This window comes from Rhizobium sp. BK650 (assembly GCF_014195325.1).
GTDB lineage: Bacteria > Pseudomonadota > Alphaproteobacteria > Rhizobiales > Rhizobiaceae > Rhizobium.
The window spans coordinates 23,534-47,121 of sequence record NZ_JACIBK010000008.1 but is presented as its reverse complement, the minus strand read 5'-3'; the positions used below and the strand labels follow the sequence as shown (position 1 = coordinate 47,121).

The following is a 23,588-nucleotide window of genomic DNA, read 5'->3' as shown; positions in this document are numbered from 1 at the left end:
GCCCTTTTGCCTTAAAGGTGCGGATTGCGTGGCCGGTATTTCTTGACCAGCTTCTGGTTGATTTCCGCAGCGCCCGGCATGTTGGCGCTGAGATAGACAGGCGCGTCGCCGGATTTGGAGAGTTCGGAAGCGACTTCCGCAAAAATGGCATTGATCACAGTAACGCCGACAGCTGTCGACACAGGTCCAACGCGAAGCCCCGTTCCATCAAGATCAAGGACGGCATCGCCCGGCGGCAAGCCGTTGTCGAGTATTACGTCCGCGACATCAGCCAGCCGCCGACGGCCATTGGCGATTGCTGTCGAATAGGCAATCGACGTGATGGCGATCACCTTGGCACCTATCTCGCGCGCATAATCGGCCGCTTCGATCGGCGCAGCATTCACGCCGGAATTGGAGGCGATGACGATGACATCGCCCGGCTGCATGCCGTAGCGCTCCAACATCGGCCTCACCAGGCCCTGCGTACGCTCATAGACCGAGCTGATCACCGCCCCCTCATGCAGCATTGCCGAACCGACGAGAACAGGCACCGTGAAGGCGAGCCCGCCGGCGCGATAATGCACCTCTTCCGCCAGCATATGCGAATGGCCGGTACCGAAGACATAGACACGCTTGTCGCCACGCGCGGCCTCAAGGATCACGGCAGCGGCCTGCGCCATCGGGTCGGCAAGTGCCTGTTTCAGCTCGCTCAGCCGACCGATAAGATTGGAGAAATAGGCATCCGTGATAGCGGTCATCTACTGCTCCCTACGACGCTTCGCCGCTGAGCCAGGTGGCCTTCACTTCAATCGCGTCAGTGAAATGTACAAGATCGGCCCGCGCGCCCGGCGAAAGATGGCCGCGATCGGCAAGCCGCAGGAAACGCGCCGGGTAGAGCGTTGCCATCCTCAGCGCTTCGGCAAGTGTCAGTTCCAGGTAGGTGACGCCGTAGCGGATCGTCGATGCCATATCGACATCCGAGCCCGCCAGCGTACCGTCCGAAAGCACCAGTTTCGAACAGAAGCCACCCCTTTCACGCCTTACCGTGCGGCCGTTCAACGTGAACGTGTCCTTCTGCGAACCGACGAGCGACATGGCATCGGTCACGAAAAACAGCTTGCCTTCCCCGCGCTTGGCGCGCAGTGCCGTGCGCAGCGCCTTCGGATCGACGTGGTGGCCATCGGCGATAATGCCGCACCACACGGCTGGATGATCGATCGCCGCACCAACGAGGCCCGGTGCGCGATGCGCCAGCTGGCTCATCGCATTGAAGAGATGCGTCACACCCCGCGCACCAGCATCGAAACGGGCTTCTGCGGCCTCGCTCGTGCTATCGGAATGACCGATGCTGACGATCACGCCGGCTTCGCTGAGCTCGCGCACCTGCGAAACCGTGATCTGCTCCGCCGCAATGGTAATGAGCAGCGTGCCGATCGCCTCACGTGCGGCGATAAAAGCCTTAACGTCCTTATCCTCGACGGAGCGCATCAACTCCGCGAGGTGTGCGCCTTTCCGCGCCGGCGCCAGATGCGGACCTTCGAGGTGCAGGCCCGCAACACCGCGATTGGCCTTCACGGCGACTTTTGCCGCTTCGATCGCCGCAGCCGTTGCGTCGGCCGTATCGGTGATCAGCGTAGGCAGGAGTGCCGTCGTGCCATAAGGGCGATGGCCATCGCCGATCATATACATGGAGGCCGGTGACGGATCGTCATTCAGCATGCGGCCGCCACCGCCATTGACCTGCGCATCGATGAAGCCGGCGGACAGCACGCCTCCATCAAGCGTCACGACCTCGCCTTCAGGCAGATCGTTCCGGCCAATGATCGCCTCGACGCGTCCGTCCTTAACGATCAACGCCCGCTCGTCATGGAACCGTTCGCCATCGAAGATACGTGCACCGACGAAGATCTTGCGGGTCATCAGACGGTCTCCGTCACCTTGAGAAGGTTGGCCGGCTTGTCCGGATCGAAGCCCTTGCGGCGTGTGACGGACTCGATCAGCCGATAATAGACGAGCAGGGAAACGAGGGGATCGATAAGGCCGCTACCTGTCGTCGGAACCTGCAGATTGACGCCGGCGAGCGGTTTTGTCGAGAGAGGCACCGTGGTGGCGCCAAGCTTCTGCAGCCGATCCAGCGCCTTCACATTGTTGTCGAAGGCGGCATCCTCGGGCACGAAGCCGACGATCGGGAAACCCGGCTGTACAAGGCGCATCGGCCCATGCATCAGTTCCGCAAGAGAGAAGGCCTCGGCATGCAGACCGGCCGTCTCCTTGGCTTTCAGCGCTGCTTCGAGAGCGATGGCGAAAGCCGTGCCGCGACCCCCAGTGTAAAGCGATACGGCACTGAACAGCACATCCTCCGCAGCGGTCGTATCGATGCCCGACGTCGCGGACAACGCGGCCGGAAGCTTCTCCAACGCAGCCTGCAACTCGGCCTTGCCACCGATGGCCGCGGTGACACCGGCCAGGGCAGCAGCGGCTGCGATGAAGGACTTGGTTGCCGCGACGCTCTTTTCAGCGCCGGCATTGAGGCCGAGAACGATATCGGCCTGCTTGGCAAGCGGGCTGTCGGTGACGTTGACGACGGCAATCGTCGTTGCTCCGCCTTTCTTGGCCGCTTCCTGCAGCGCGACGATATCCGGGCTTGCGCCTGACTGGGAAACGGTGAAGTGGATGCCGCCCTTCAGATGCAAAGGCGCGCCATAAACTGAAGCGATCGAAGGACCAATCGAGGCGACCGGCACGCCGCAGGTGATCTCGAAGAGGTATTTGAAGAAGGTCGCAGCATGATCGGACGAACCGCGTGCCGCCGTCGTCACGACGCTTGGGCGGGCGGACGAGAACAGCCGGGCAATTTCGGCGAAGACCGGCTTTTCTTTTTCGAGCAGGGTGGCGACCACTTCGGGCGACTGGCCCGCCTCCTGCAGCATCAGCGACTGGTTCTCACTCATAGGTCATCTCCAATTCTCAGTTCGGCGACGAAATCATAGGCATCGCCACGATAGTGCGAGCGGGTATATTCAACGACGCGCTGGTCTTCCAGGCGTGAAACGCGTTCGATCAGAAGGGCCGGCGCACCGGCTTTGACGTTCAGGATAGCCGCTGACGAAGGATCGAGCGTGACGGCAGTCAAACGCTGCAGGGCGCGCACCGGCTTATGGCCGCTCTGGGCGAGCGCGTCGTAGAGCGAGCCTTCACCGCCGGCATCATCGCCCAAAAACTTGACCGGCACGACGGCGCGTTCGATGGCGAGCGGCAGCCCGTCGGCCAGGCGAAGGCGGTCGAGCCGCAGCACCGGCTCATCCACACCGAGGCCGAGCAGGAAGGATTCGTCCGGGGAAGGGTTATTGACGGTGCGCGACAGGATCTTCGCCGCCGGGGAGCGGCCACGTGAACGCATGTCCGCCGAGAAAGAGGAAAGCCGCCACAGCGACTGCTCCATGCGCTCCACTTTGCTGGAAACGAAGGTGCCGCTGCCGTGGCGCGATTCCAGTGCCCCCGATGTCATGAGATCGCGGTAAGCTGTACGCACGGTCACGCGCCCGAGCTTCAGGGCTTCGGCAAGATCGCGCTCGCCCGGCAGCGCCGCGCCGGGCTTCAGGAGACCTTCTTGGATGAGGCCAGTCAGCGCCAGCGCCAGCCGTTTGTAAAGCGGTCCCGTTGCCGCTTCATCGCGCAGCCCACGAGCATTCAGTTCCGCTACCAGACTGGTTCTATCCATGGACCCATAATAGAACCTATTTAGAACCAGACGACAAGCCAGATTCGTGTCGGCCAAAAGAAAAACCCTCGCAGTCGCACTGCGAGGGTTTCATCGATCCTGAATGGATCGGCGAGTTCAGTTCTTCGTGAAGATATAATCCGTTTCCTGACGCAGCACTTCGCCGGGGCGCAGCACGGCATTCGGGAAGCCCTGGTGGTTGATCGCATCGGGCCAGATTTGCGTTTCCAGGCAGAAGCCGGCGAACGGACCGTATCTGCGGCCGTCAAGGCCCGGCACCGGCACGTTGAGCTTGAAGCCGGCATAGAACTGAACGCCCGGCTCGGTCGTGCGCACTTCCAGCGAAACACCGGAATGCAGGCTGCGGGCAAGCACGACGGAACGCTTGGCGGTGCGATCGTTCGAAATGCAGAAATTATGATCGTAGAGCGCCTGTTCGTGCCCAACGAAACGCTTCATCGGCGCCATCTCACGGAAATCGAATTCGCTCCCTGCAACGGAGCGAACTTCACCGGTCGGGATCTGCTTCTCGTCGGTCGGCAGGAAGTGGTCAGCGGCGATCATGATGTCATGCGCCAGCGCATCTTCGCGACCGTCGAGATTGAAGTAGGAATGCTGGCAGACGTTGGCGATCGTCGGCTGGTCCGTCGTGGTCTCGTAGTTGACGGAAAGCTCGCCGTTGCCATGCACGCGATAGGTCACCTGGATCGTGCAATTGCCGGGATAGCCGGCCCGGCCATCGGGATCGACGACCTTCAGCATCACGCGGTCGGCCTCGTGCTCGACGATCGTCCAGACGAGCGTCCCGATATTGTTGCTGCCGCCATGCAGATGCGTGACGCCTTTCTCGTTGAGTTCGAGCTGATAGGATTTGCCGTCCAGCTTGAACTTGCCGTCGCCGATACGATTGGCGCAGCGGCCCGGCGTTGCACCGAAGAAGGGCGAATGGGCGAGGTAGCTCTCGAAATTCTCAAAGCCGAGCACCAGCGGCGCACCATGCCCTTCGAGCCGCGCATCTTGAATGACCGCACCCCAGCTCAGCACCTTGACCGTCAATCCGCCGCCGCGAATGACGACGCGATGGACGCTCTGCCCGTCCTTTGTCTGTCCGAAAACTTCCCGTTCCAACTTGTCCGCCATGATTGACGCTACTCCATCCCTAGAATTGAGGAACCGGACCCTGCCCCCATTTCCTGCAAACCGCAACCGGTCGGAACCGGAAAACAAAACGCCGGCGCAGAAATGCGGCGACGCTTTTTTAAACCTGCCCGATGACGCTTAGATGTCCGAGCCGATCTCTTCGATGTCGTAAGGCGTCGTCTGGTAGATCTCGTTGATCCAGTTGCCGAAAAGCAGATGCGCGTGGCTGCGCCAGCGGTTCTGCGGCGCAAGCGTCGGGTCATTATGCGGGAAGTAGTTGTGCGGCATCTTAATCGGTACGCCGGCGTTCACGTCACGGAAATATTCGTCCGAAAGCGATGTGGAATCATATTCGACATGATTGAAGATATAAAGCCGCCGGCCCTTCGGTTCATGGACGAGACAGACGCCCATCTCGTTCGACTCCATGAGGATTTCGAGCCCGTCTACCTTCTCGATGTCGGCGCGGCGCACCTCGGTCCAACGAGACACCGGGACCTCGAAATTGTCGGAGAAACCATTCAGATAGACGGAGGAAGATTTGAGGTTGGTGTGGCGATAGACGCCGAAGGCCTTTTCCTTCAGCTCATACTTCGGCACGCCATGGAAATGATAGATCCCTGCCATAGCACCCCAACAGACATTCATGGTCGAATGCACATTCGTCTGCGTCCAGTCGAATATCTGCTGCATTTCCTTCCAATAGGTAACATCCTCATAAGGCAGCGTCTCGATCGGCGCGCCCGTGATGATGAAGCCGTCGAACTTGCGGTGCTTCACTTCCTCCCAGGTCTGGTAGAAAGCGAGCAGATGTTCTTCAGACGTATTCTTGGCTTTGTGGTTGCCGACGCGAACCAGCGAAAATTCCACCTGCAGCGGCGAAGCGCCGACCAGGCGCGCCATCTGCACTTCGGTCTTGATCTTGTTCGGCATGAGATTGAGCAACCCGATCTGCAACGGGCGGATATCCTGACGGATCGCTACCGTTTCGGTCATCACGCGCACCCCCTCTTTCACGAGGGTTTCGAAGGCTGGCAGCGTATCGGGGATCTTGATGGGCATTGCGGTCAACTCGATCAAAATAAAAAACCGGCGGCGAAAGAATCGCTACCGGTCCGCACGCGGCCCTTTAGCGACTTATTTAACGTGGCTGCAAGCCGGCCGGCCAAATCACCACGAGGCATCCTAGATAGCGCCAGTCAGGCTGCGAATCAACTGTCAATGCAGATAGCTGCAAAAGCCATCACGCTTTCTATATAGGTGGTGGAATCTGTTGATGGACCAGTAACGCCCCCATGTTATTAATGTAAGGATGGGCGGATTTGGAAACTTGTAATGGCAAATGACATAAAAAGGGGGAGGGGCATCCAGAGTCAGGACCGGGTAGGGTATGATCTCAGCCTGACATATCGGCTTGGAGTGATGTTCTCCGCATTCTGGAATTCGCAGGTCCGCGGCAAGGTGCTGCTGCTGGCGACGCTGCTCGTTATCATCATTCTGGCGACGGCCTATGGACAGGTGATCCTCAACGAATGGAACGCCCCCTTTTATGATTCCCTGGAGCGCCGTGATCTTGGCGAGTTCTTCCACCAGCTCGAAGTCTTCGCGATAATCGCCGGCGCGCTGCTGTTGCTCAACGTACTGCAGGCCTGGCTGAACCAGATGACCGCGCTCTATATGCGCGAGGGTCTGTCACGTGATCTCGTCGATCAGTGGTTGAAGCGCAAGCGCGCGCTGAAACTCTCGACCATCGGCATCATCGGCGTCAATCCCGACCAGCGTCTGCATGAAGATTCGCGTAACCTCGCCGAAAGCACCACGGGGCTCGTCCTCGGATTGTTGCAATCGACCATCCTGCTCGTCAGCTTCATCGGTGTTTTGTGGGAGCTTTCGAGCGGCTTCATCTTCCACATCAGCGGCCATAGCTTTTCAATTCCCGGCTACATGGTCTGGGCGGCGATCTTCTACGCCGCGTCGGCCTCAGTCTTGAGCCAGGTTGTCGGCCGCAAGCTCGTCAAACTCAATGCGGACAGGTTTTCCCAGGAAGCCGAATTGCGCTTCGCGCTGATGCACGCCAATGAGAACATGCCGGCGATCACAGTGGCGCACGGTGAGGAGAACGAGCGCAAGCGTATCAATACCGATATCAGCAACGTTCTCTCGGTCATCAAGCGTCTCGCCATGGCCAACACAAACCTGACCTGGGTTTCGGCAGGTTACGGCTGGTTGGTTATCGTCATTCCGATCATCGTTGCAGCGCCCGCCTATTTCTCCGGCGGCCTTACCTTTGGCCAGCTGATGATGTCGGTCGGCGCCTTCAACCAGGTCAATACGGCGCTGCGCTGGTATGTCGCCAATTTCGGCCCGATTGCCGAATGGCGTGCGACGCTGATGCGCGTCACCGATTTCCGCCAGGCGCTTCAGGAGATGGACGATAGCTTTGATGTGAGGGACGCCATCGTCTACGAAGAAACCGCACCTGACACTCTGACGTTGAAGGATATCGTCATCATCGCCAAGCTCGGCGAGGATATCGATGATTGCGGTGGCTTCCGCATGCGCGAGACAGATGTGACGATCAAGGCGGGTGAAAAGGTCATGATCAACGGTGATCACAGCGTCAACCGCCGCCTGCTCTTCGAAGCCATGGCTGGTCTCTGGCCCTCTGGCATGGGTACGATGGGCCTGCCGCCGCTCGACGATATGCTGTTTATCCCGCAGGTCGCCTATGTTCCCGGCGGCTCGCTGCGCGAGGCGATCGCCTTCCCTGAAAAACCCGAGACCTATGACAATGCAGCCGTCGAAGCCGCGCTTGAAGCCGCTGGCCTGCATTCACTGATCGCGCGTCTCGATACGAAGGCCCGTTGGGACAAGATCCTTGATGCCGACCAGCAGAAGGCCATCGGTTTTGCTCGCCTGCTTCTTGTCAAACCGCGCTGGGTTGTTTTCGACGAAGTGCTCGAAGGCATGGAGCCGGAGTGGCAGCATACGATGACAAAGCTGCTCGCCAGCATGCCGGATACCGGCATGATTTATATCGGCCGTTCGGAAACCTACATGGAAGCGCTGCATCCGCGTACGCTGCACCTCTTGGCCCTGCCTTCGAAGCCAGACGAGGAATCGCCCGCAACGGCGGCAGCGGGATCGAGTGCGGTGGCCGCCGCCCCGGCCGCCTGAGCAAGCTCCAGCAAAGTCTCAGCGGTTCTGTGTGCGGAATTGCGTGAAATCAAAGCTCCGGAAAATCTTACATCGGCGGCATTACGCCATTGACGCCGACTGTCACCTGCGCTGCCGAGATGCTGCCGTCAGCTGCCTTTTCCGCCATGACGATCACGCCGGCGCCGGGCTTCAAGTCATCCTTCGTTGCCGGCGCGAATGTGACGATCGGGGTGCCGTCAGCAATCGAGATGATTTTTTCCTTGCCCTGATAGGTGAGCGTGATCGTATGACCGTCGACCGCCTTGACGGCATTGCTCACGGTCGCATTCGTCATTGAACTGTTCGGCTGAACATCCCACCGCCGGTTGCCTTCGCCGGTGCCCCTCATCGCAGCCGGAAAGATCAGCACTTCGATTGCGCCGTCGGGCCCGGTGCCTTTCGGCAACGAGGCCACACCGACAAAATCGCCAACCTTGATGTCGTCGACCGAGGCATTCTTGATGCCACCGACCTTCCATCCCGATTTTAGCGCAATCGCCGCATCACTGCCTTCGCGGGTTTTGACGGTCAGCGTATCGCCATTGAGCCCCTCGATCGTGCCACGCACGCGCACTCGCTGCATTTCCTGAGCGCTCGCCTGCGAAAGGTCGAGCACGATGAAACCGCTGGCGGCAAACGCCACAATTATTCCGGTATAGGATTTGCGAGGCATCTGACTCTTCCTTTTTGCCTTTGGTAGGCGCGATCCCCGGCTGCCGGAGCGGCACTCTAGGCTGCATGACACTGCATGGGCCAATCAAGGAAAAGTGAGGGCCTCCGGCAGCCGCCGGAAGCCCGCGAAACATCCTGTAAAAATACAGTTAGCCGGCCGAGGACATATCCATGTACATAATTTCCCAGACATGGCCGTCGAGGTCCTGAAAGCTGCAGCCATACATCGGTCCCATGTCGAGGATCGGCTTCCAGGGTTTGCCGCCAGCTGCCAGCGCCTTCTTGAGGTAATCGTCCACTTCGGCGCGGCTGCCGGCCGAAAGGCAGGTCAGCACTTCCTTGCCCTTGGATGTATCGGCGATGTCGCCTTCAATAAACTGCTGGAAATGACCATGGGTCAGCAGCATAACATAGATATTTTCCTCGACGATCATGCAGGCGGCATCGTCGTTGGTGAAGGCAGGATTGTAGGAAAAACCGAGCGCCGAGAAGAATTCCTTTGACTTGACCAGGTCCTTGACGGGCAGATTCACGAAAATCATGCGCATGAAAAATCTCCGTTATGACGTGATGGCACCATGCCGTTGATCACGGTCGGCTCAAAGACGGATGAAAACCGCCCGATCCGACACTTCTGGAAATTTTATCGGATCATCCTTCCAATTCCTCGCGCAGCATTTCAAGCTCCAGCCATTCCTCTTCCATTTTTGTCAGGCTTTCGCGCAGCTTCTCCATCTCCGAGGCCAACCGGTTGAAGGTCGCAGGATCCTTCGTGAAAAGATTGGGATCTGCCATCTTCTCCTCGCGCTTGGCGATCTCGGCTTCGGCCTTCGCCATTTCCTTCGGCAAGTTTTCAAGCGCGAATTTCTGCTTGTAGGAGAGCTTGCCCTTCGAAGCGGGAGAAGCGGCAGCGGCCTCCTGCACCTTCGGCTTTTCCGCCGCCTTCTCGGCCCTGCGGCGCTCGTCGGCGGCGCCCTTACGCTGTGCCAGCATATCGGAATAGCCGCCGGCATATTCGATCCAGCGCCCATCCGGCGTCTCCGGATTGGCAGGCGCGATCGTCGAGGTCACAGTGCGATCGAGGAAATCACGATCATGGCTGACAAGGATGACGGTACCAGCAAAACCGGTAACGATCTCCTGCAGCAGATCCAGCGTCTCGATATCCAGATCGTTGGTCGGTTCGTCGAGAATGAGCAGGTTTGCCGGTCGCGACAGAATGCGCGCCAGCATCAGCCGTGCGCGCTCGCCGCCCGAGAGGTTCTTGATCGGTGTGCGCGCCTGCTCCGGCTGAAACAGGAATTCCTTCATATAGCCGGTCACATGCCGCTGCTCGCCATTGACCAGCAGATTTTCGCCGCGCCCGTCCGTCAAATAGTTGGCGAGGGTATCCTCGAGGTTCAGGTCCTCACGCTTCTGGTCGAGAGTGGCGATCTCCAGATTGGTGCCGAGCTTCACCGTGCCGCTATCGGGCGCAAGCTGTCCCGTCAGCATCTTCAGAAGCGTCGTCTTGCCAGCGCCGTTGGGACCGACCAGACCAATACAATCGCCCCGATGAACGCGGATCGAGAACGGCGCAACGATCGGCCTGTCATCATAGCTCTTGGTGATCTTGTCGGCCTCGATCACCAGCTTGCCGGATTCCTGTGCGTCCGATGCCGCCGCCTGCACAGTGCCTTGCGGACCCTTATGACCGCGATATTGCGCACGCATGGTCTGTAGCTCGCCGAGGCGGCGCATATTGCGCTTGCGGCGCGCCGTCACGCCGTACCGCAGCCAGTGCTCCTCGCGCTCGATCGCCTTACCGAGCTTATGCTGTTCCAGTTCTTCGGCCTCCAGCACCTGATCCCGCCAGGCTTCGAAAAATGCAAAGCCCCTGTCGAGGCGCCTCGACATGCCGCGATCGAGCCAGACTGTCGCCGTGGAAACCTTTTCAAGGAAGCGGCGGTCGTGCGAAATCAGTACCAGTGCACTGCGCGTCTTCTGCAGTTCGCCTTCCAGCCATTCGATGGTCGGCAGGTCGAGATGGTTGGTCGGCTCGTCGAGCAGCAGAATATCTGGCTCCGGCGCCAGCACGCGTGCAAGCGCAGCGCGGCGCGCCTCGCCGCCGGAAAGATTCCGCGGGTTTTCCTCACCGGTCAACCCGAGATGCGACAAAAGGTAAGTGACGCGGTAGGGATCATCGCCCGGCCCAAGCCCCGCTTCCGCATAGGCCTGCACGGTCTCGAAGCCGGCAAAATCCGGTGCCTGCTCCAGATAACGCACCGTGGACGCCGGATGGCGAAACACCTCACCTGACTGCGCGTCAACGAGCCCGGCAGCGATCTTCAGGAGCGTTGATTTGCCCGAGCCGTTGCGACCGACAAGGCAGATCTTGTCGCCGGGCTCCACCTGCAGTGCGGCACCTGCCAGAAGCGGCGTGCCGCCGAAGCTCAGAAAGATATCGTCGAGTTTCAGGATGGGAGGCGCCAAATATCAGACTCCGGAAAGATCATAGGGCCGCGCGAGCACGATAGCCCTGCCGCTGGCAAGCGAGAAGCGCACGGGGCCTTCTGCCACATTGGAAATGGTGCGCGACGAGCCGAACGGCAAATGGAAGTCGACGAGCGGATAGCGGGCATTCTCGATGAAGAGCCCGGTGAGTTCGCTGAAACCCGGCACCGAAAACAGGCTACCCGGCGGAAGATCGATCTCCAGCGAGCCGGGAAGCAAAGGTACCGCCTCCTCACTGCCCGAGGTCAAAAGCACATCGAAGCCTTCCTGCGCCAGTTCAACGCCATAGAGCAGATGCTGAAGCGCATGGTCGGAACGTTCGCCGCCCAATGCGCCGGCAAGAATCAGACGTTTTGCGCCACGCTCGATTGCCGCGGAAACGGCGATCTCGCCATCGGTCGCCGCCTTCGCGGCCGGATAAGGCTGGCGCGGCACATTGAGAAAGGCGCCGTCGAGATCGGGCGGTGTGGAATCGAAATCGCCAACCCACAATTCCGGCACCACGCCCAACGCCTCCGCGTGGCGCATGCCGCCGTCGGCAGCGATGAACCGGCTGTCCTGCACGGTATCACGTAAGCGATCCGTCAGGCTGAGTGCCCCGCCGAGCAGAATGGTGAACGTGGATTGGCTCATGGGCATTGCCCATAGCGCAAACGGGGGGTGAAGGGGAAGAGGCGCCGGAAATCCGGTGCCTTTCTCTTGGAGCGCCGTGCGTCCATTCGGACGCGCTAACCTCTTTGAATCTACGCATCAGGCTTTCCGCAAGCGTGCAGCGGTCTCGAAAACGGAAACGCTCTAGAAACGATAGGTCACACCAGCGCCGATCAGCCAGGGATCGAGTTTCGCCTTGCCGCTGACATCGGCGCCGCCGACGGTCGCGTCGAAATCCGGGCGCAGGAAGATCTTCTTCACATCCAGGTTCGCACCCCAATGCTCATCGAACATATAGTCGAAGCCCGCCTGCAGCGCGACGCCGAACGCGTTCTTCACGTCGAGGCTGTCGGCGCTTTTGCCGGATTGATTGTAGAAGACCGTATAGTTCACGCCCGCACCGAGATAGGGCTGGAAGGCGCCGAGATCAGTGAAATGGTATTGCAGCGTCAGCGTCGGCGGCAACAGCCATGTCTTGCCGATATCGCCGAGGCCGGCAATCGAGCCTTCGCCATGCACATTGGCATAGGTCGTGCCGAGAATGAGTTCGGCGGAAATATTGTCGGTGAAGAAATAGGAGATATCCGCTTCCGGAACCACCGTGTCTGAATAGGAAAGACCGGATCCGGAAATACCGTCGACCGAGCCATTATCCCGCGTGATCACACCAAGCGCACGCAGGCGTACCTGCCACGGGCTTTGCGTGGCCGTTGGCGAGCCCGCCGAAGGCGCCAGATCAGCCGAAAGCGCCGCATGCCCGAAGGATGCGAAAACGATAGCGGCAAAAATACCCCTCAGCCGAAGCGGATGATGTTTCATGTGAATCTCTCCTGATGTCGTCGAAGGAGGAGAGACTTAGGCTTGCCTTAGGCGGGTCGGCTTGAGCGAGATCAAACGCTCAGACTATTTTCTTCAGCCTGGCGTATCCTTGTCACGAGACAGGAAGATTGCCTCATAGCCGCCGATGAATTTCTCGAATAAGACGGAGAAAGTGTCGATCTCTTCCTGGGGCCAGTCCCGCACGACCTCGGTAACAAAGGCAAGCTTCTGGGCCTGGATTTCCGCCAGCAGGTTCTGTCCGACCGGAGTCATAACGACGACGATACGCCGTGCATCCGCCTGCGACGCCTCGCGGCGCAGAACATTACGGCTGACCATGTCGGACACGACCCGGCTGGCCCGCGACGGATCGATGCGCAGTATCTCGGCGATGGCGCCAACGGTTACCTCGCCGTTTGCCTGCGCCCGCCTGACCGCATCGAGCACATCGAGATGCGAAAGTTCGAGATCCGGTGCCACGCTCTGAATTGCCAGGCGGCCGATCAGCCGGCGACCCGTCATCATCCGCATGCGCGTCATCGTGCGGCCGATGCGCGGCACGCTATCCTTAGACGGCTCATCGAGCACAGCCGTTCTTGTCTTGGTCAGAGTTTCATTCATCGCGAAATCATAACAGACGGGAATCAAAATTAAAATATGCTCATGTCAGCAACATGCTGTTGACAAATACATGACATCAGCACATAAAAATAGCCGTTATAAAGAATGGCTCCATCCATGGACATGCAACTTGCCCCCGCACCGCTCGTAACGGATCCCCGTCGACGGCTCATTCTCTTCTTCTTCCTGATGACCGCCATGTTCATGGCAACACTAGATAATCAGATCGTGTCCACCGCACTGCCGACCATCGTCGGCGAATTTGGTCATCTGGACCGCTTCGGCTGGATCGGTTCTGCCTATCTGCTGGCGCTCAGCGCCGTCATGCCGCTTTACGGTAAGCTCGGCGATCTCTTCGGCCGTAAATATGTGATGATGACGGCAATCGCGATTTTTACGACCGGCTCCGCCGTCTGCGGTCTCGCAGTCTCCATGAACACATTAATTGCCGCCCGCGTGCTGCAGGGTTTCGGCGGCGGCGGCATCATGGTTTCGATATTCGCCGTCAACGCCGACCTTTTCGAGCCGCGCGAACGCGCCCGTTACCAGAGCTATTCCAGCCTCGTCCTGATGGCCTCAGGCGCGATCGGCCCGGTCCTCGGCGGTACGATGAGCGATCTCTTCGGCTGGCGCTCGATCTTCCTCGTCAACGTGCCGATCGGCTTCATCGTGCTGACCGGCCTTGCCTTCATGCTGCCCTACCGCAAGCCTCATCGCCGTCCTAAGATCGATTATGCTGGTGCATTGCTGCTAGCCCTGACGACAACCAGCGTCGTACTTGCGACCGACAGCAGCGAACTCTTCGGGGCGTTGATTTCGCCGCAGAGCATCGGCATCGTCGCCTTTGGCGTCGTGTGTGCGATCATCTGGGTTTTCGCCGAGCGCCGCGCGCCGGAGCCAATCGTGCCGCTGCAGCTATTCCGCAATTCCACCTTCAGCCTGCTGTTGGTAATCTCGATTATGAGTGGTGGCATCGCCATCGGCATGGTCAATTATCTGGCCCTTTTCCTGCAGACGACGACGGGTCTTTCTCCCTCGGGCGCTGGTCTCCTTTTCATCCTGCTGACAGGTGGTCTCGTTGTAGGCTCCTTGAATGCCGGTCGCATTATTTCAAAGACCGGGCGCTACAAACCCTTTGCCATCGCCAGTATGACCTGCAGCGCCATTGCATTCGCGCTGATCTCTCAGGTTCATGCCGGCACCCCCATTGTCCTCATCGGCGCGATCATGCTGCTGCACGGCATCGGCATCGGCCTTGCTCAGCAGGTTCCGGTCATCGGTGTGCAGAACGCAGCACCAGCCCGCGACGTGGGCGCGGCGACGGGCTCGGTCACGCTGTCGCGCATGGGCGGCGCTTCGATTGCCATCTCCATCTATGGCGCGATCATTGCATCGCAGCTCGGCAAGATCGGTTCCGCCATTCCCGGTGTGGTTAATATTGAAGAACTGACGCCGAAAATGATGACCACGCTTCCCGAGGCCAGCCGCCAGGCCGTCGCGGATGCCTACGCCGCCGCCTTCTCACCGCTGTTCCTGACCTCCTGCAGCATTGCCCTCATCGGTCTGATTGCCACGGTCATGCTGAAGCCTGTTCAGCTGCCCCGCGCAAGCGAACAGAGGGCCACTCAGGTCAGCGCCGCAGCCGAAGCTGCTGCTGAATAAGCTCAGGCGCGCCGCCTGAGGCGCCTCTTCATTTCAGTGAAGCCAGAATACGACTCACAATTGCATTCCTCGCGTGGATGTCATGGTTGCCCGCATCGGTCGCCGTGTCGACCAGTTTTTTCCGCAGTGCAGCCGGAATCTGGTCTTGCGATGGAACTTTCGCCATAATTTCATTGGAGCGAGAGGGTGCCTCGACGGCGAGGCATTGCCGAAATGCAACGGCGTGACATTTAGATAGAGTCTCGCTATGCAACCCACGCGGAAATCGGCTACAGCAGGACTTGGATCGGCCGATTGTGCAGCGCGAGAACCGAGGCGGAAGCCTATTGATCTTTGCTGGCAGCGGCCGGCCCAAAGATGGGGCAGACCGGCGGCTTAAAATGATGCGGAGAGACAGACTGGACAGCATGACGACGTGGAAATCGCCCGCGCTTTCCAGTGATGCCTCTTTCGCGCCGCTCCGTTGGGGGCGCCTTCTCCTGTTGCTGTCGGCTTGTGCCGTCGCACTGAACGGTTGCCAGCCGCTGATCGAGCAGTCCTATCAACCGACGGTCGGCCCATCGTCCAACCCACAGATCGTCGATGAAGTGCAGAAGAACGATCCGCGCGCCGCCATGGGTGCCCGGGAGCATCCGCGCATCGTCGCAAGCTATGGCGGCGAATACAAGGATGCCAAGACCGAACGCCTCGTCGCCCGCATCGCCGGAGCGCTGACGGCAGTGTCGGAAAATCCAAGCCAATCCTACCGCATCACCATTCTGAATTCGCCGGCTATCAATGCCTTTGCCCTGCCTGGCGGCTATCTCTATGTCACACGCGGCCTGCTGGCGCTCGCCAACGACGCGTCGGAAGTGGCGGCCGTTCTTTCGCATGAAATGGGCCACGTTACCGCAAACCACGGCATCGAGCGCCAGAAGCGCGAGGAGGCGGAAGTCATCGCCAGCCGCGTCGTCGCTGAAGTTCTGTCGAGCGATATCGCCGGCAAGCAGGCGCTTGCGCGCGGCAAACTGCGTCTCGCCGCCTTCTCCCGCCAGCAGGAACTGCAGGCCGACGTCATCGGGGTGCGCATGCTCGGCGAAGCCGGCTATGATCCCTACGCCGCAGCTCGCTTTCTCGATTCGATGGCTGCTTACAGCCGCTTCATGTCGGTCGATCCCGAAGCCGACCAGAGCCTGGATTTCCTCTCGAGCCATCCGAATTCCGCCCAGCGCATCGAGCTTGCCCGCAATCATGCCCGCGCCTTCGGCCAGGAAGGTTCCGTCGGCGACAAAGGTCGCGGCTATTATCTGGATGGCATTGACGGCCTTCTCTATGGCGACAGCCCAGAGGAAGGCTATGTGCGCGGCCAGACCTTCCTGCATGGCGGCCTCGGCATCCGCTTCGATGTACCGCCGGATTTCAGTATCGACAACAAGGTCGAAGCGGTCATGGCAACCGGTCCGAACGATATCGCCATCCGCTTCGACGGCGTCGCCGACAACCAGAACCAGAACCTGACGAATTATATCTCCAGCGGCTGGGTTACCGGGCTTGATCCCGCAAGCATCCGCCCGATCAACGTCAACGGCATGGAGGCCGCAACCGCACGTGCAACGGCTGACCGCTGGGATTTCGACGTCACCGTCATCAAGAACAACAACCAGATTTTCCGCTTCCTGACGGCAGTGCCCAAAGGCAGCCCATCGCTGGAACCGACAGCAGACGTCCTGCGCGCGAGCTTCCGCCGCATGACGCCAGAGGAGGCCGCCTCTTTGAAGCCGTTGCGCATACGCGTCGTCACCGTTCGCCCCGGTGACAACATAACCACGCTCGCCTCTCGCATGATGGGTACCGATCGCAAGCTTGATCTCTTCAAGCTCATCAATGCTTTGCCGACAGGTGCTGCGGTGTCTCCCGGCGACCGTGTGAAGATCATCTCCGAATAAAAGAAGCCCGGTATAAGCCGGGCAAGTCTGTGCTGCTGGGAGTAATACCTGGTCAGGCGTAGGCCGCCATATGCGGATCGGCACTGACAAGCGCGGTGCGCAGCTTTTCCATCGCACGGCTTTCGATCTGACGCACGCGCTCCTTTGAAATGCCGAGGTCGGCGCCGAGCTCTTCAAGTGTCGCTCCGTCTTCGGCCAGCCGACGAGCGCTGATGATTTTCATTTCCCGTTCATTGAGGTGCTTGAGTGCCGATGCAAGCCAGACACGACGACGCTCCCCATCGATCATGTTGGAGACCTGCTCGTCCGGCAGTGGTTCGTCGCTCACCAAAAAATCCATCTTCTCGGCACTATCGGCGTCGCCGGAAACCGAAGGCGCCTGCAGCGAGGCGTCATTGCCGGAAAGGCGCGCATCCATGGTCTGCACATCAGCAAGGCTGACACCGAGGGCCGCAGCAATTTCCTGATGAATGGACTGCAGCGTCAGTTGGGTATCGCCCTTGGCAAGCTTGGCGCGCAGGCGCCGCAGATTGAAGAACAGCGCCTTTTGGGCCGAACTCGTGCCGCCGCGCACGATCGACCAGTTGCGCAGAATATAATCCTGGATCGAAGCGCGTATCCACCAGCTTGCATAGGTGGAGAAACGCACATCGCGCTCCGGTTCGAAACGAGCGGCCGCCTCGAGAAGCCCGACATAACCTTCTTGCACGAGATCGCTCATCGGCAGACCGAAATTTCGGAATTTGCCTGCCATGGAAATGACGAGACGCATATGTGCCATGGCGATCTGGTTGCGGGCACCTCGGTCTTCGTGATCCTTCCAGCGAGTGGCCAGATCATGTTCTTCTTCACGGGCGAGATAGGGAGCCGCCATTGCTATTTTGATCATGCGCCGATCTGCAGACATGTTCTTCATATCGCTCTCCTGAACAGGCCACGTGCCTAAAATTGAACAAACAAACACCGTTTCCGGAACATCGCTGCGCCGGAGCAAACTGGGCTCCTGAATGCATAAAGGCCCCGCTCCTGGACTTTTCAGGAGGGGGCCCTATCTCTCATCATATGCCGGTAAGACGGCAGGATTGGATCTGTTTCTCTGGATTGCCGGGAAGGCAAATTCTGAAAATCATGATCCGCTCCTCATCGAACGCTGACAGCTTTTGCGGAATTCAAGCCGGCCTTACGGGATCGGGCAGGTCCGCGTTACTGTGTATGAACGCTGCAGCGACTGAAAAGTTCCAATAAAAAACCCGGCTCGGAGGCCGGGTTTTTTCAATAACAAAAACAATGCGCTGTTAAGCGGCTTCATCCTGCGAATCGTCTTCTTCTATTACCTTGCCACGCTTCGGGCCCTTGTTGAGATTGGTCTCGACGAGGCGAACAGCTTCGGTTTCAGACATCTTGTTGACGGCAGCGATTTCGCGAGCCATGCGATCAAGCGCAGCTTCATAGAGTTGACGCTCAGAATAAGACTGCTCCGGCTGGTTCTCAGCGCGGTAGAGATCGCGAACGACTTCTGCAATGGAAATCAAGTCGCCGGAATTGATCTTGGCATCATATTCCTGGGCACGGCGGGACCACATGGTGCGCTTGACGCGAGCCTTGCCCTGCACGACTTTAAGAGCGCGCTCGACGAAATCGGTCTCGGAAAGCTTGCGCATACCGATGCTCATGGCCTTCGCGACCGGAACCTTCAGACGCATCTTGTCCTTTTCGAAATCGATGACGAAAAGTTCAAGCTTCATGCCGGCGACTTCTTGCTCTTCGATAGCCGTGATGGTACCGACGCCGTGTGCGGGATACACGATCGATTCACCAGTCTTGAAGCCGTGACGTGCGGTAGAAGGTTTTTTCTGCTGGATGGTCATTCTAATCAAAAACTCCCTGTTACGCTGCCGGCGACAGCCGGAGCCGGGTCAGTCAGGCCCGGATGAGACGGTTAGATCCGTCGGGTGACTTCACTCTGGTTCCACCAGACAGAAGCAAAAAACGTCCTTGCGCGCGATCTTGGGATCCGACAACTCAAGTTATTGATATGTCACGGAAACCGCGTGCGGATTTGTCTTACTTTCGTGATGGCTTTGGGCATATGTTATGCCACAAGTGGAACAGTGTGGTGAAGTTATCACAAAAATATGAGGAAATCAATAATTTGCTTAACGTGAGTCATGTGGGCAACACATAGCCCCCATGTGACTCACGCGTAATTTAAAACGTTTAACCAGCGCCTGAACCCGGTTTCAGAAGCGCTGCCCTTAGAAAATTTCAGTCACCGTTACCGGGCTTTTCCGAGAAGTATTTCTCGAATTTTCCGGCCTCGCCGTCCAGTTCCTTGGCCTCCGGCATCGGCTCTTTCTTGACTGTGATATTCGGCCAGATGCTCGCATATTCAGCATTGATTTTCAGCCACTTGTCGAGACCCGGTTCTGTATCGGGCTTGATCGCCTCGGCGGGACACTCCGGTTCGCAGACGCCGCAGTCGATGCATTCGTCAGGATGAATGACGAGGAAATTCTCGCCTTCATAGAAGCAGTCGACGGGGCAGACCTCGACACAATCAGTATATTTGCAGCGAATGCAATTGTCGGTCACGACATAGGTCATGAAGAACTCCAGGATTTCCATGCGGGCGGGGCCGGGCAACCTAGAACGTCGCGCCTGTCCCCTGAGCCGGAGAGAAAGCGCGAACTGGCTTGGGAGGCAAGCACGCTACCCGGCAGGTTGTGTGTCACGTATCGACTTTGCAGCAGGATTTCAAGGACAAACGATCTTCCAACGGCCGGCGGCAGAAAGAGTTTTCTAATCTTCGTCCGACAGCAGCTTGTCGATAGCACGTCGCTCCTTCTTCGTTGGTCTGCCTGAGCCTGCCGCCCGGATCGCCTGCTCATAAGGAGTGAGGCGTTTTGCCTCATCGGGAGGTGGCGACAGGTCCTCATAGAGGAGCCGCGCTTCCTCGTAGGGGCCACGGCGGTCACCGGGCAGCCGGACGACGAGGATGACGTCCCGCCGCTCCAGTGTCAGCTCGACGCGGTCGCCAGCTTTCACCATCTGGCTCGGCTGCACGCAGCGCTCCCCATTGATGCTGACATGGCCGGCCTGGACGTGGGACTGCGCCAGCGAGCGAGATTTTACCATGCGCGTGAAGAACAGCCACTTGTCGATGCGCTGGCGCGAACCGTTTCCTGGCTGTGTTTCTCCGCTCATGATTATTTCTTCATCTGCTCCTTGAGCGCTGCAAGCTTGGCAAAGGGCGAATCCGGATCGATCGGCTTTTCCCTGCGCGGCGGTTTGGCCTCGAAGCGCAGCGGCTGCGAATTGCCGCGGTTGTTATTGTTACGGTCGTTGCGATCGCCACGATCCTTGCGGTCCTGACGGTCGCCGCGTTGTTCGTTACGATCGTTGCGCGCGTGCTGCGGCCTGCCCCCATCGCGGTTGCTCCCGTCACGGGTACCGCCTTCGCGACTACCGTCGCGATTGCCGCCATCACGGTTGCGGTTGTTATGACGGCTGCCGTCGCGAGCCTCGCCGCCTTCACCGCCGCCGGAACGACGGTTGCGGTCACCGCGTTCCTGGCCCTGGCCATGACGCTCGCCCTGACTTTGTCCGCCGCGGCGGTCGCCATGACCGCGCGCCTGCCGCTGGTTCTCGTTGCGGCCGCCAAGACGCCAGAGGAGAACCGGCTTTGGCTCTACAGCCTCGGACTCGCCCGCCTCGGTCGGCCCTTCGGCGACGACCGGTGCCTCTACGGGCACCGTCGCGACTTCCGCGGCAGGCGTTTCTTCCGAAGCGTGATCTGCATCGTCATGGTCAGCCTTTTCGGCAGCTTCCTCTGCCGGTGCCTCAGCCGTTGCTGCAGGAGCAGATGCAGCATCCTGCGTCGCGAGAAACGCTGCGGCCTCTTCGGCTTTCACGGCGTCAGCGCGATAGCCAAGACCCTTGAGGATTTCTTCCATGTCTTCCAGCGTCGCGCCGAGAATGGACAGCATCGTCGTCGTCGTCGTGAACCGACGTCCGTCATAAGCCCCTTCCGGACGGCTGGCCTGACCCGGCTTCCACTGCAGGAGCGGACGGATGAGGTCGGCCAGACGCTCGAGAATATCGATGCGCACCGCGCGCTTGCCGAGGAACCGGAAGCCGGCGAGCTTGTAGAACATGCGCTCGAAGCTCGGATCGGTTACGACGGAGGTACGCCCGGCAGCCAGCACCGGAATGAGATCGCCATAACCCGGCTTGTCCAGCCCATCGTTCTTCAGCGCCCAGAGCAGGGTGATGAGCTCGGCCGGCGCCGGCTTTAGAAGCGCAGGCACGAAAATGTGGTAGGCGCCGAAGCGAATGCCGTAACGGCGCATGGAGGCGCGCGCATCTTGATCCAGGGATTTGACCTCTTCCGTCACATCGCGACGGAAGAGCACGCCGAGATTCTCGACGAGCTGGAAGGCCAGCCCCTTGGCGAGACCCTGCAGGTCTTCAGCGCGCGACAGATCGTCAAGCGGCTTCAGCACAGTGCTGATATGATGATTGACAAAACGCTCGATACGGGCGGCGACATGGTCGCGCGCATTTCCTGTGAGCTGCTCATCAGCCAACAGAATGACGCGCGGACGCATCACGTGATCGCTGCCGGAAAGGCGACCGACAGGATCGCCGAGCCAACGCACAAGCCCGTCCGAGCCGATCGCCAGATCGGCATTGCCGGCGGCATGCAGACGTGCGGCACGGGCCTCGAATTCGAGCGCGAGCGCCTTTTGCGACGCAGCCTGAACCGCCTTGGCGTCCGGCCCGTCCGTTCCCCCGACAGGCGTGAAACGGAATCCGGTCAACTGCCCCACATGATGTCCCTCAACGAAGACATCGCCATTCACACTGATTTCAGCTTCCAGCATCGCATTCTCTCTCAGGCGCTTCATGAGCACAGATGTCCTGCGATCAACAAAGCGTTTCGTCAACCTTTCATGTAACGCGTCGGACAATCGATCTTCGATTTCCCGCGTCTTTTCCTGCCAGTGTGTCGGATCGGCAAGCCAGCCGGGCCGATTCGATACATAGGTCCAGGTTCTTATCTGCGCGATTCGCGCCGAAAGCGTGTCAATTTCCCCATCTGTACGGTCCGAGCGATGAACCTGTTCTGCGAGAAACTGCTCGTTCACCGTGCCATAGCGCACAAGATCGGAAAAGAGGGTAGAAATAAGATCGGCGTGTTGCGCAGGCGTTATGCGCCGATAGTCTGGCAGAGCGCAAGCCTCCCAGAGCTTTTCGACCCGCGCCGGCGTATTTGCAAGATCAATGATTTCGGGATAGCGCGATAAATGTTCGAGCGCTTGCTGATCAACCGCCGGCAGCGCTCGCGTCAGACCCGGCACGCGGGGGCCAGTCTCGAGGCTTGCCCGCAAGGATTGTACCGAGGAGAAATCGAGATCCTTGGTCCGCCACTGCAGAACCTTGATATTATCGAACTCGTGGCCCTCGATGCGTTGCACCAGTTCTTCGTCGAAGGGCGAGACCTGACCGGTCACACCGAAGGTTCCGTCGCGCACGTGGCGCCCGGCGCGGCCGGCGATCTGGCCGAGTTCGCCCGGATTGAGATTGCGGAACTGGTAACCGTCGAACTTCCGGTCCTGGGCAAATGCCACATGGTCGACATCGAGGTTGAGACCCATCCCGATAGCATCGGTCGCGACGAGATATTCGACGTCGCCTGCCTGATAGAGCGCCACCTGCGCATTACGCGTACGGGGGCTGAGCGCACCAAGCACGACGGCTGCCCCGCCCCGCTGGCGTCGGATGAGCTCCGCGATCGCATAAACCTCGTCCGCCGAAAAGGCGACGATCGCCGACCGTTGCGGCAACCGGGTGATCTTCTTCTGGCCAGCATAAAGAAGGTGGGAAAGCCGCGGCCTCTCCGTAACCGTTATTCCGGGCAGAAGCTGCTGGAGTATCGGCCGCATGGTGGCGGCGCCAAGCAAAAGCGTCTCGTCGCGGCCGCGCAGATGCAGGATCCGGTCGGTAAAGATGTGCCCGCGCTCGAGGTCGCCCGCGAGCTGCACTTCATCGATGGCGACAAACGCGGCTTTGGTTTCCCGAGGCATCGCCTCGACCGTACAGACGGAGAAACGCGCATTCGGCGGCGAGATCTTTTCTTCGCCCGTTACCAGCGCCACATTCTGAGAGCCGACCTTTTCTACCACACGCGTATAGACCTCACGCGCCAGCAGGCGAAGCGGCAGGCCGATAACGCCCGTGCCGTGCGCAACCATACGCTCGATCGCGTAATGGGTCTTGCCGGTATTAGTCGGTCCAAGCACCGCGGTCACGCCGCGCCCGCTCAGTATCATCGGCTGCGAAGTCAGGTTCATGGTCCATGCAAGTGAGGCGGCGGCGCCCCGGGGTCAAGTCAGCTCCTGCGGGTGAAGCAGAGAACACATGGACAGCCGGAGCTCCAAACGCAAGGGCAGAATTGAAATTGGTTCTGGATTCGGTATCGAAGCCACGGCGTGCTAAGTCCTTGATTTAAGATTCGGAACAGTCTGAGAACGAATCGGAGACGAATCGCTGACTCCGCCCGATTCAGCTTTTGTTCACGGCTAAGTATTGATTTTGAATCGCTTTTTCACACCAGATGCTGAATCGGAAGGTTTCCCGGAGAATAGATTTTATATCTGCGATTACCGCCCCTAAAGATCGGAATATCAGGTCCAAAATTAACA

The 23,588-nt window shown here is 59.3% G+C and carries 20 protein-coding genes and 1 riboswitch; of the genes, 3 read left to right on the top strand and 17 right to left on the bottom strand.

Translation table 11 applies throughout. The annotated features are described in order from the left end of the window. Positions 1–11: 11 nt before the first annotated feature. The 6 genes from FHX15_RS19470 to metA form a co-directional block, all read right to left on the bottom strand. The gene (locus tag FHX15_RS19470) at positions 12–740 is read right to left on the bottom strand and encodes an SIS domain-containing protein (protein ID WP_184400008.1); all 729 of its coding nucleotides are present in this window, start codon (positions 738–740) and stop codon (positions 12–14) included. 10 nt (positions 741–750) lie between these two features. Next, positions 751–1,902 (bottom strand): N-acetylglucosamine-6-phosphate deacetylase, encoded by a 1,152-nt coding sequence (gene nagA / locus FHX15_RS19465; protein WP_184400007.1) that lies wholly within the window; start codon positions 1,900–1,902, stop codon positions 751–753. Next, positions 1,902–2,933 carry an SIS domain-containing protein gene (locus FHX15_RS19460; protein ID WP_184400006.1) on the bottom strand — a complete coding sequence of 344 codons (1,032 nt, stop codon included), beginning with the start codon at positions 2,931–2,933 and terminating at the stop codon, positions 1,902–1,904. The genes nagA and FHX15_RS19460 overlap by 1 nt, the downstream gene beginning before the upstream one ends. Then, complete coding sequence (locus FHX15_RS19455) at positions 2,930–3,703, bottom strand: GntR family transcriptional regulator (protein WP_184400005.1); 774 nt, start codon at positions 3,701–3,703, stop codon at positions 2,930–2,932. The genes FHX15_RS19460 and FHX15_RS19455 overlap by 4 nt, the downstream gene beginning before the upstream one ends. A 117-nt stretch (positions 3,704–3,820) precedes the next feature. Beyond that, the gene (locus FHX15_RS19450) at positions 3,821–4,843 is read right to left on the bottom strand and encodes an aldose epimerase family protein (RefSeq protein ID WP_184400004.1); all 1,023 of its coding nucleotides are present in this window, start codon (positions 4,841–4,843) and stop codon (positions 3,821–3,823) included. Positions 4,844–4,981: 138 nt separating this feature from the next. After that, positions 4,982–5,905, bottom strand: a complete 924-nt coding sequence (metA, locus tag FHX15_RS19445) for a homoserine O-succinyltransferase (RefSeq protein WP_184400002.1) — start codon at positions 5,903–5,905, stop codon at positions 4,982–4,984. Positions 5,906–5,952: 47 nt separating this feature from the next. Next, positions 5,953–6,030: riboswitch (SAM riboswitch) on the bottom strand. Between the two features lie 148 nt (positions 6,031–6,178). Between metA and FHX15_RS19440 the strand changes: the two genes are divergently transcribed. Continuing rightward, a complete protein-coding gene (locus FHX15_RS19440; RefSeq protein ID WP_184400001.1) occupies positions 6,179–8,020 on the top strand; it encodes an ABC transporter ATP-binding protein/permease in 1,842 nt (613 codons plus the stop codon). A gap of 67 nt (positions 8,021–8,087) precedes the next feature. On the opposite strand, the gene FHX15_RS19435 is transcribed toward FHX15_RS19440, so the two are convergent. The 6 genes from FHX15_RS19435 to FHX15_RS19410 form a co-directional block, all read right to left on the bottom strand. Beyond that, the gene (locus FHX15_RS19435; protein WP_184399999.1) at positions 8,088–8,714 is read right to left on the bottom strand and encodes a hypothetical protein; all 627 of its coding nucleotides are present in this window, start codon (positions 8,712–8,714) and stop codon (positions 8,088–8,090) included. A gap of 148 nt (positions 8,715–8,862) precedes the next feature. Next, positions 8,863–9,261 (bottom strand): VOC family protein, encoded by a 399-nt coding sequence (locus tag FHX15_RS19430; protein WP_184399997.1) that lies wholly within the window; start codon positions 9,259–9,261, stop codon positions 8,863–8,865. A 103-nt stretch (positions 9,262–9,364) separates the two neighbouring features. Next, positions 9,365–11,185 carry an ABC-F family ATP-binding cassette domain-containing protein gene (locus FHX15_RS19425; RefSeq protein ID WP_184399995.1) on the bottom strand — a complete coding sequence of 607 codons (1,821 nt, stop codon included), beginning with the start codon at positions 11,183–11,185 and terminating at the stop codon, positions 9,365–9,367. A 3-nt stretch (positions 11,186–11,188) separates the two neighbouring features. Further along, entirely contained in the window at positions 11,189–11,845 is a 657-nt protein-coding gene (locus FHX15_RS19420; RefSeq protein WP_246779003.1) for a thiamine diphosphokinase, read from the bottom strand. A 156-nt stretch (positions 11,846–12,001) separates the two neighbouring features. Continuing rightward, positions 12,002–12,676, bottom strand: a complete 675-nt coding sequence (locus tag FHX15_RS19415; protein WP_184399991.1) for an OmpW family protein — start codon at positions 12,674–12,676, stop codon at positions 12,002–12,004. Positions 12,677–12,769: 93 nt separating this feature from the next. Next, entirely contained in the window at positions 12,770–13,297 is a 528-nt protein-coding gene (locus FHX15_RS19410; protein ID WP_184399989.1) for a MarR family winged helix-turn-helix transcriptional regulator, read from the bottom strand. 117 nt (positions 13,298–13,414) lie between these two features. Here FHX15_RS19410 and FHX15_RS19405 point away from each other — a divergent pair, with 117 nt between their 5' ends. Together FHX15_RS19405 and FHX15_RS19400 are read left to right on the top strand one after the other, a co-directional pair. Continuing rightward, on the top strand, positions 13,415–14,959 hold the full coding sequence (locus FHX15_RS19405) for an MDR family MFS transporter (protein WP_184399987.1): 1,545 nt from the start codon (positions 13,415–13,417) through the stop codon (positions 14,957–14,959). Between the two features lie 380 nt (positions 14,960–15,339). Further along, positions 15,340–16,884: a M48 family metalloprotease gene (locus FHX15_RS19400; protein ID WP_184399985.1), complete on the top strand. Its 1,545-nt coding sequence runs from the start codon at positions 15,340–15,342 to the stop codon at positions 16,882–16,884. 52 nt (positions 16,885–16,936) lie between these two features. Here the strand turns inward: FHX15_RS19400 and FHX15_RS19395 are convergent, their stop codons facing one another. The 5 genes from FHX15_RS19395 to FHX15_RS19375 all read right to left on the bottom strand — a co-directional run bounded on the left by FHX15_RS19395 (position 16,937) and on the right by FHX15_RS19375 (position 23,237). Next, positions 16,937–17,800 carry an RNA polymerase factor sigma-32 gene (locus tag FHX15_RS19395; RefSeq protein WP_184399983.1) on the bottom strand — a complete coding sequence of 288 codons (864 nt, stop codon included), beginning with the start codon at positions 17,798–17,800 and terminating at the stop codon, positions 16,937–16,939. A gap of 379 nt (positions 17,801–18,179) precedes the next feature. Next, positions 18,180–18,752, bottom strand: a complete 573-nt coding sequence (locus FHX15_RS19390; protein WP_113319836.1) for a CarD family transcriptional regulator — start codon at positions 18,750–18,752, stop codon at positions 18,180–18,182. A gap of 397 nt (positions 18,753–19,149) precedes the next feature. After that, positions 19,150–19,488: a ferredoxin FdxA gene (gene fdxA, locus FHX15_RS19385; RefSeq protein ID WP_184399981.1), complete on the bottom strand. Its 339-nt coding sequence runs from the start codon at positions 19,486–19,488 to the stop codon at positions 19,150–19,152. A 195-nt stretch (positions 19,489–19,683) separates the two neighbouring features. Next, positions 19,684–20,088, bottom strand: a complete 405-nt coding sequence (locus FHX15_RS19380) for an RNA-binding S4 domain-containing protein (protein ID WP_184399978.1) — start codon at positions 20,086–20,088, stop codon at positions 19,684–19,686. A gap of 2 nt (positions 20,089–20,090) precedes the next feature. Beyond that, positions 20,091–23,237, bottom strand: coding sequence for a helicase-related protein (locus FHX15_RS19375; RefSeq protein WP_184399976.1), 3,147 nt, complete (start codon positions 23,235–23,237; stop codon positions 20,091–20,093). Positions 23,238–23,588: the final 351 nt, after the last annotated feature.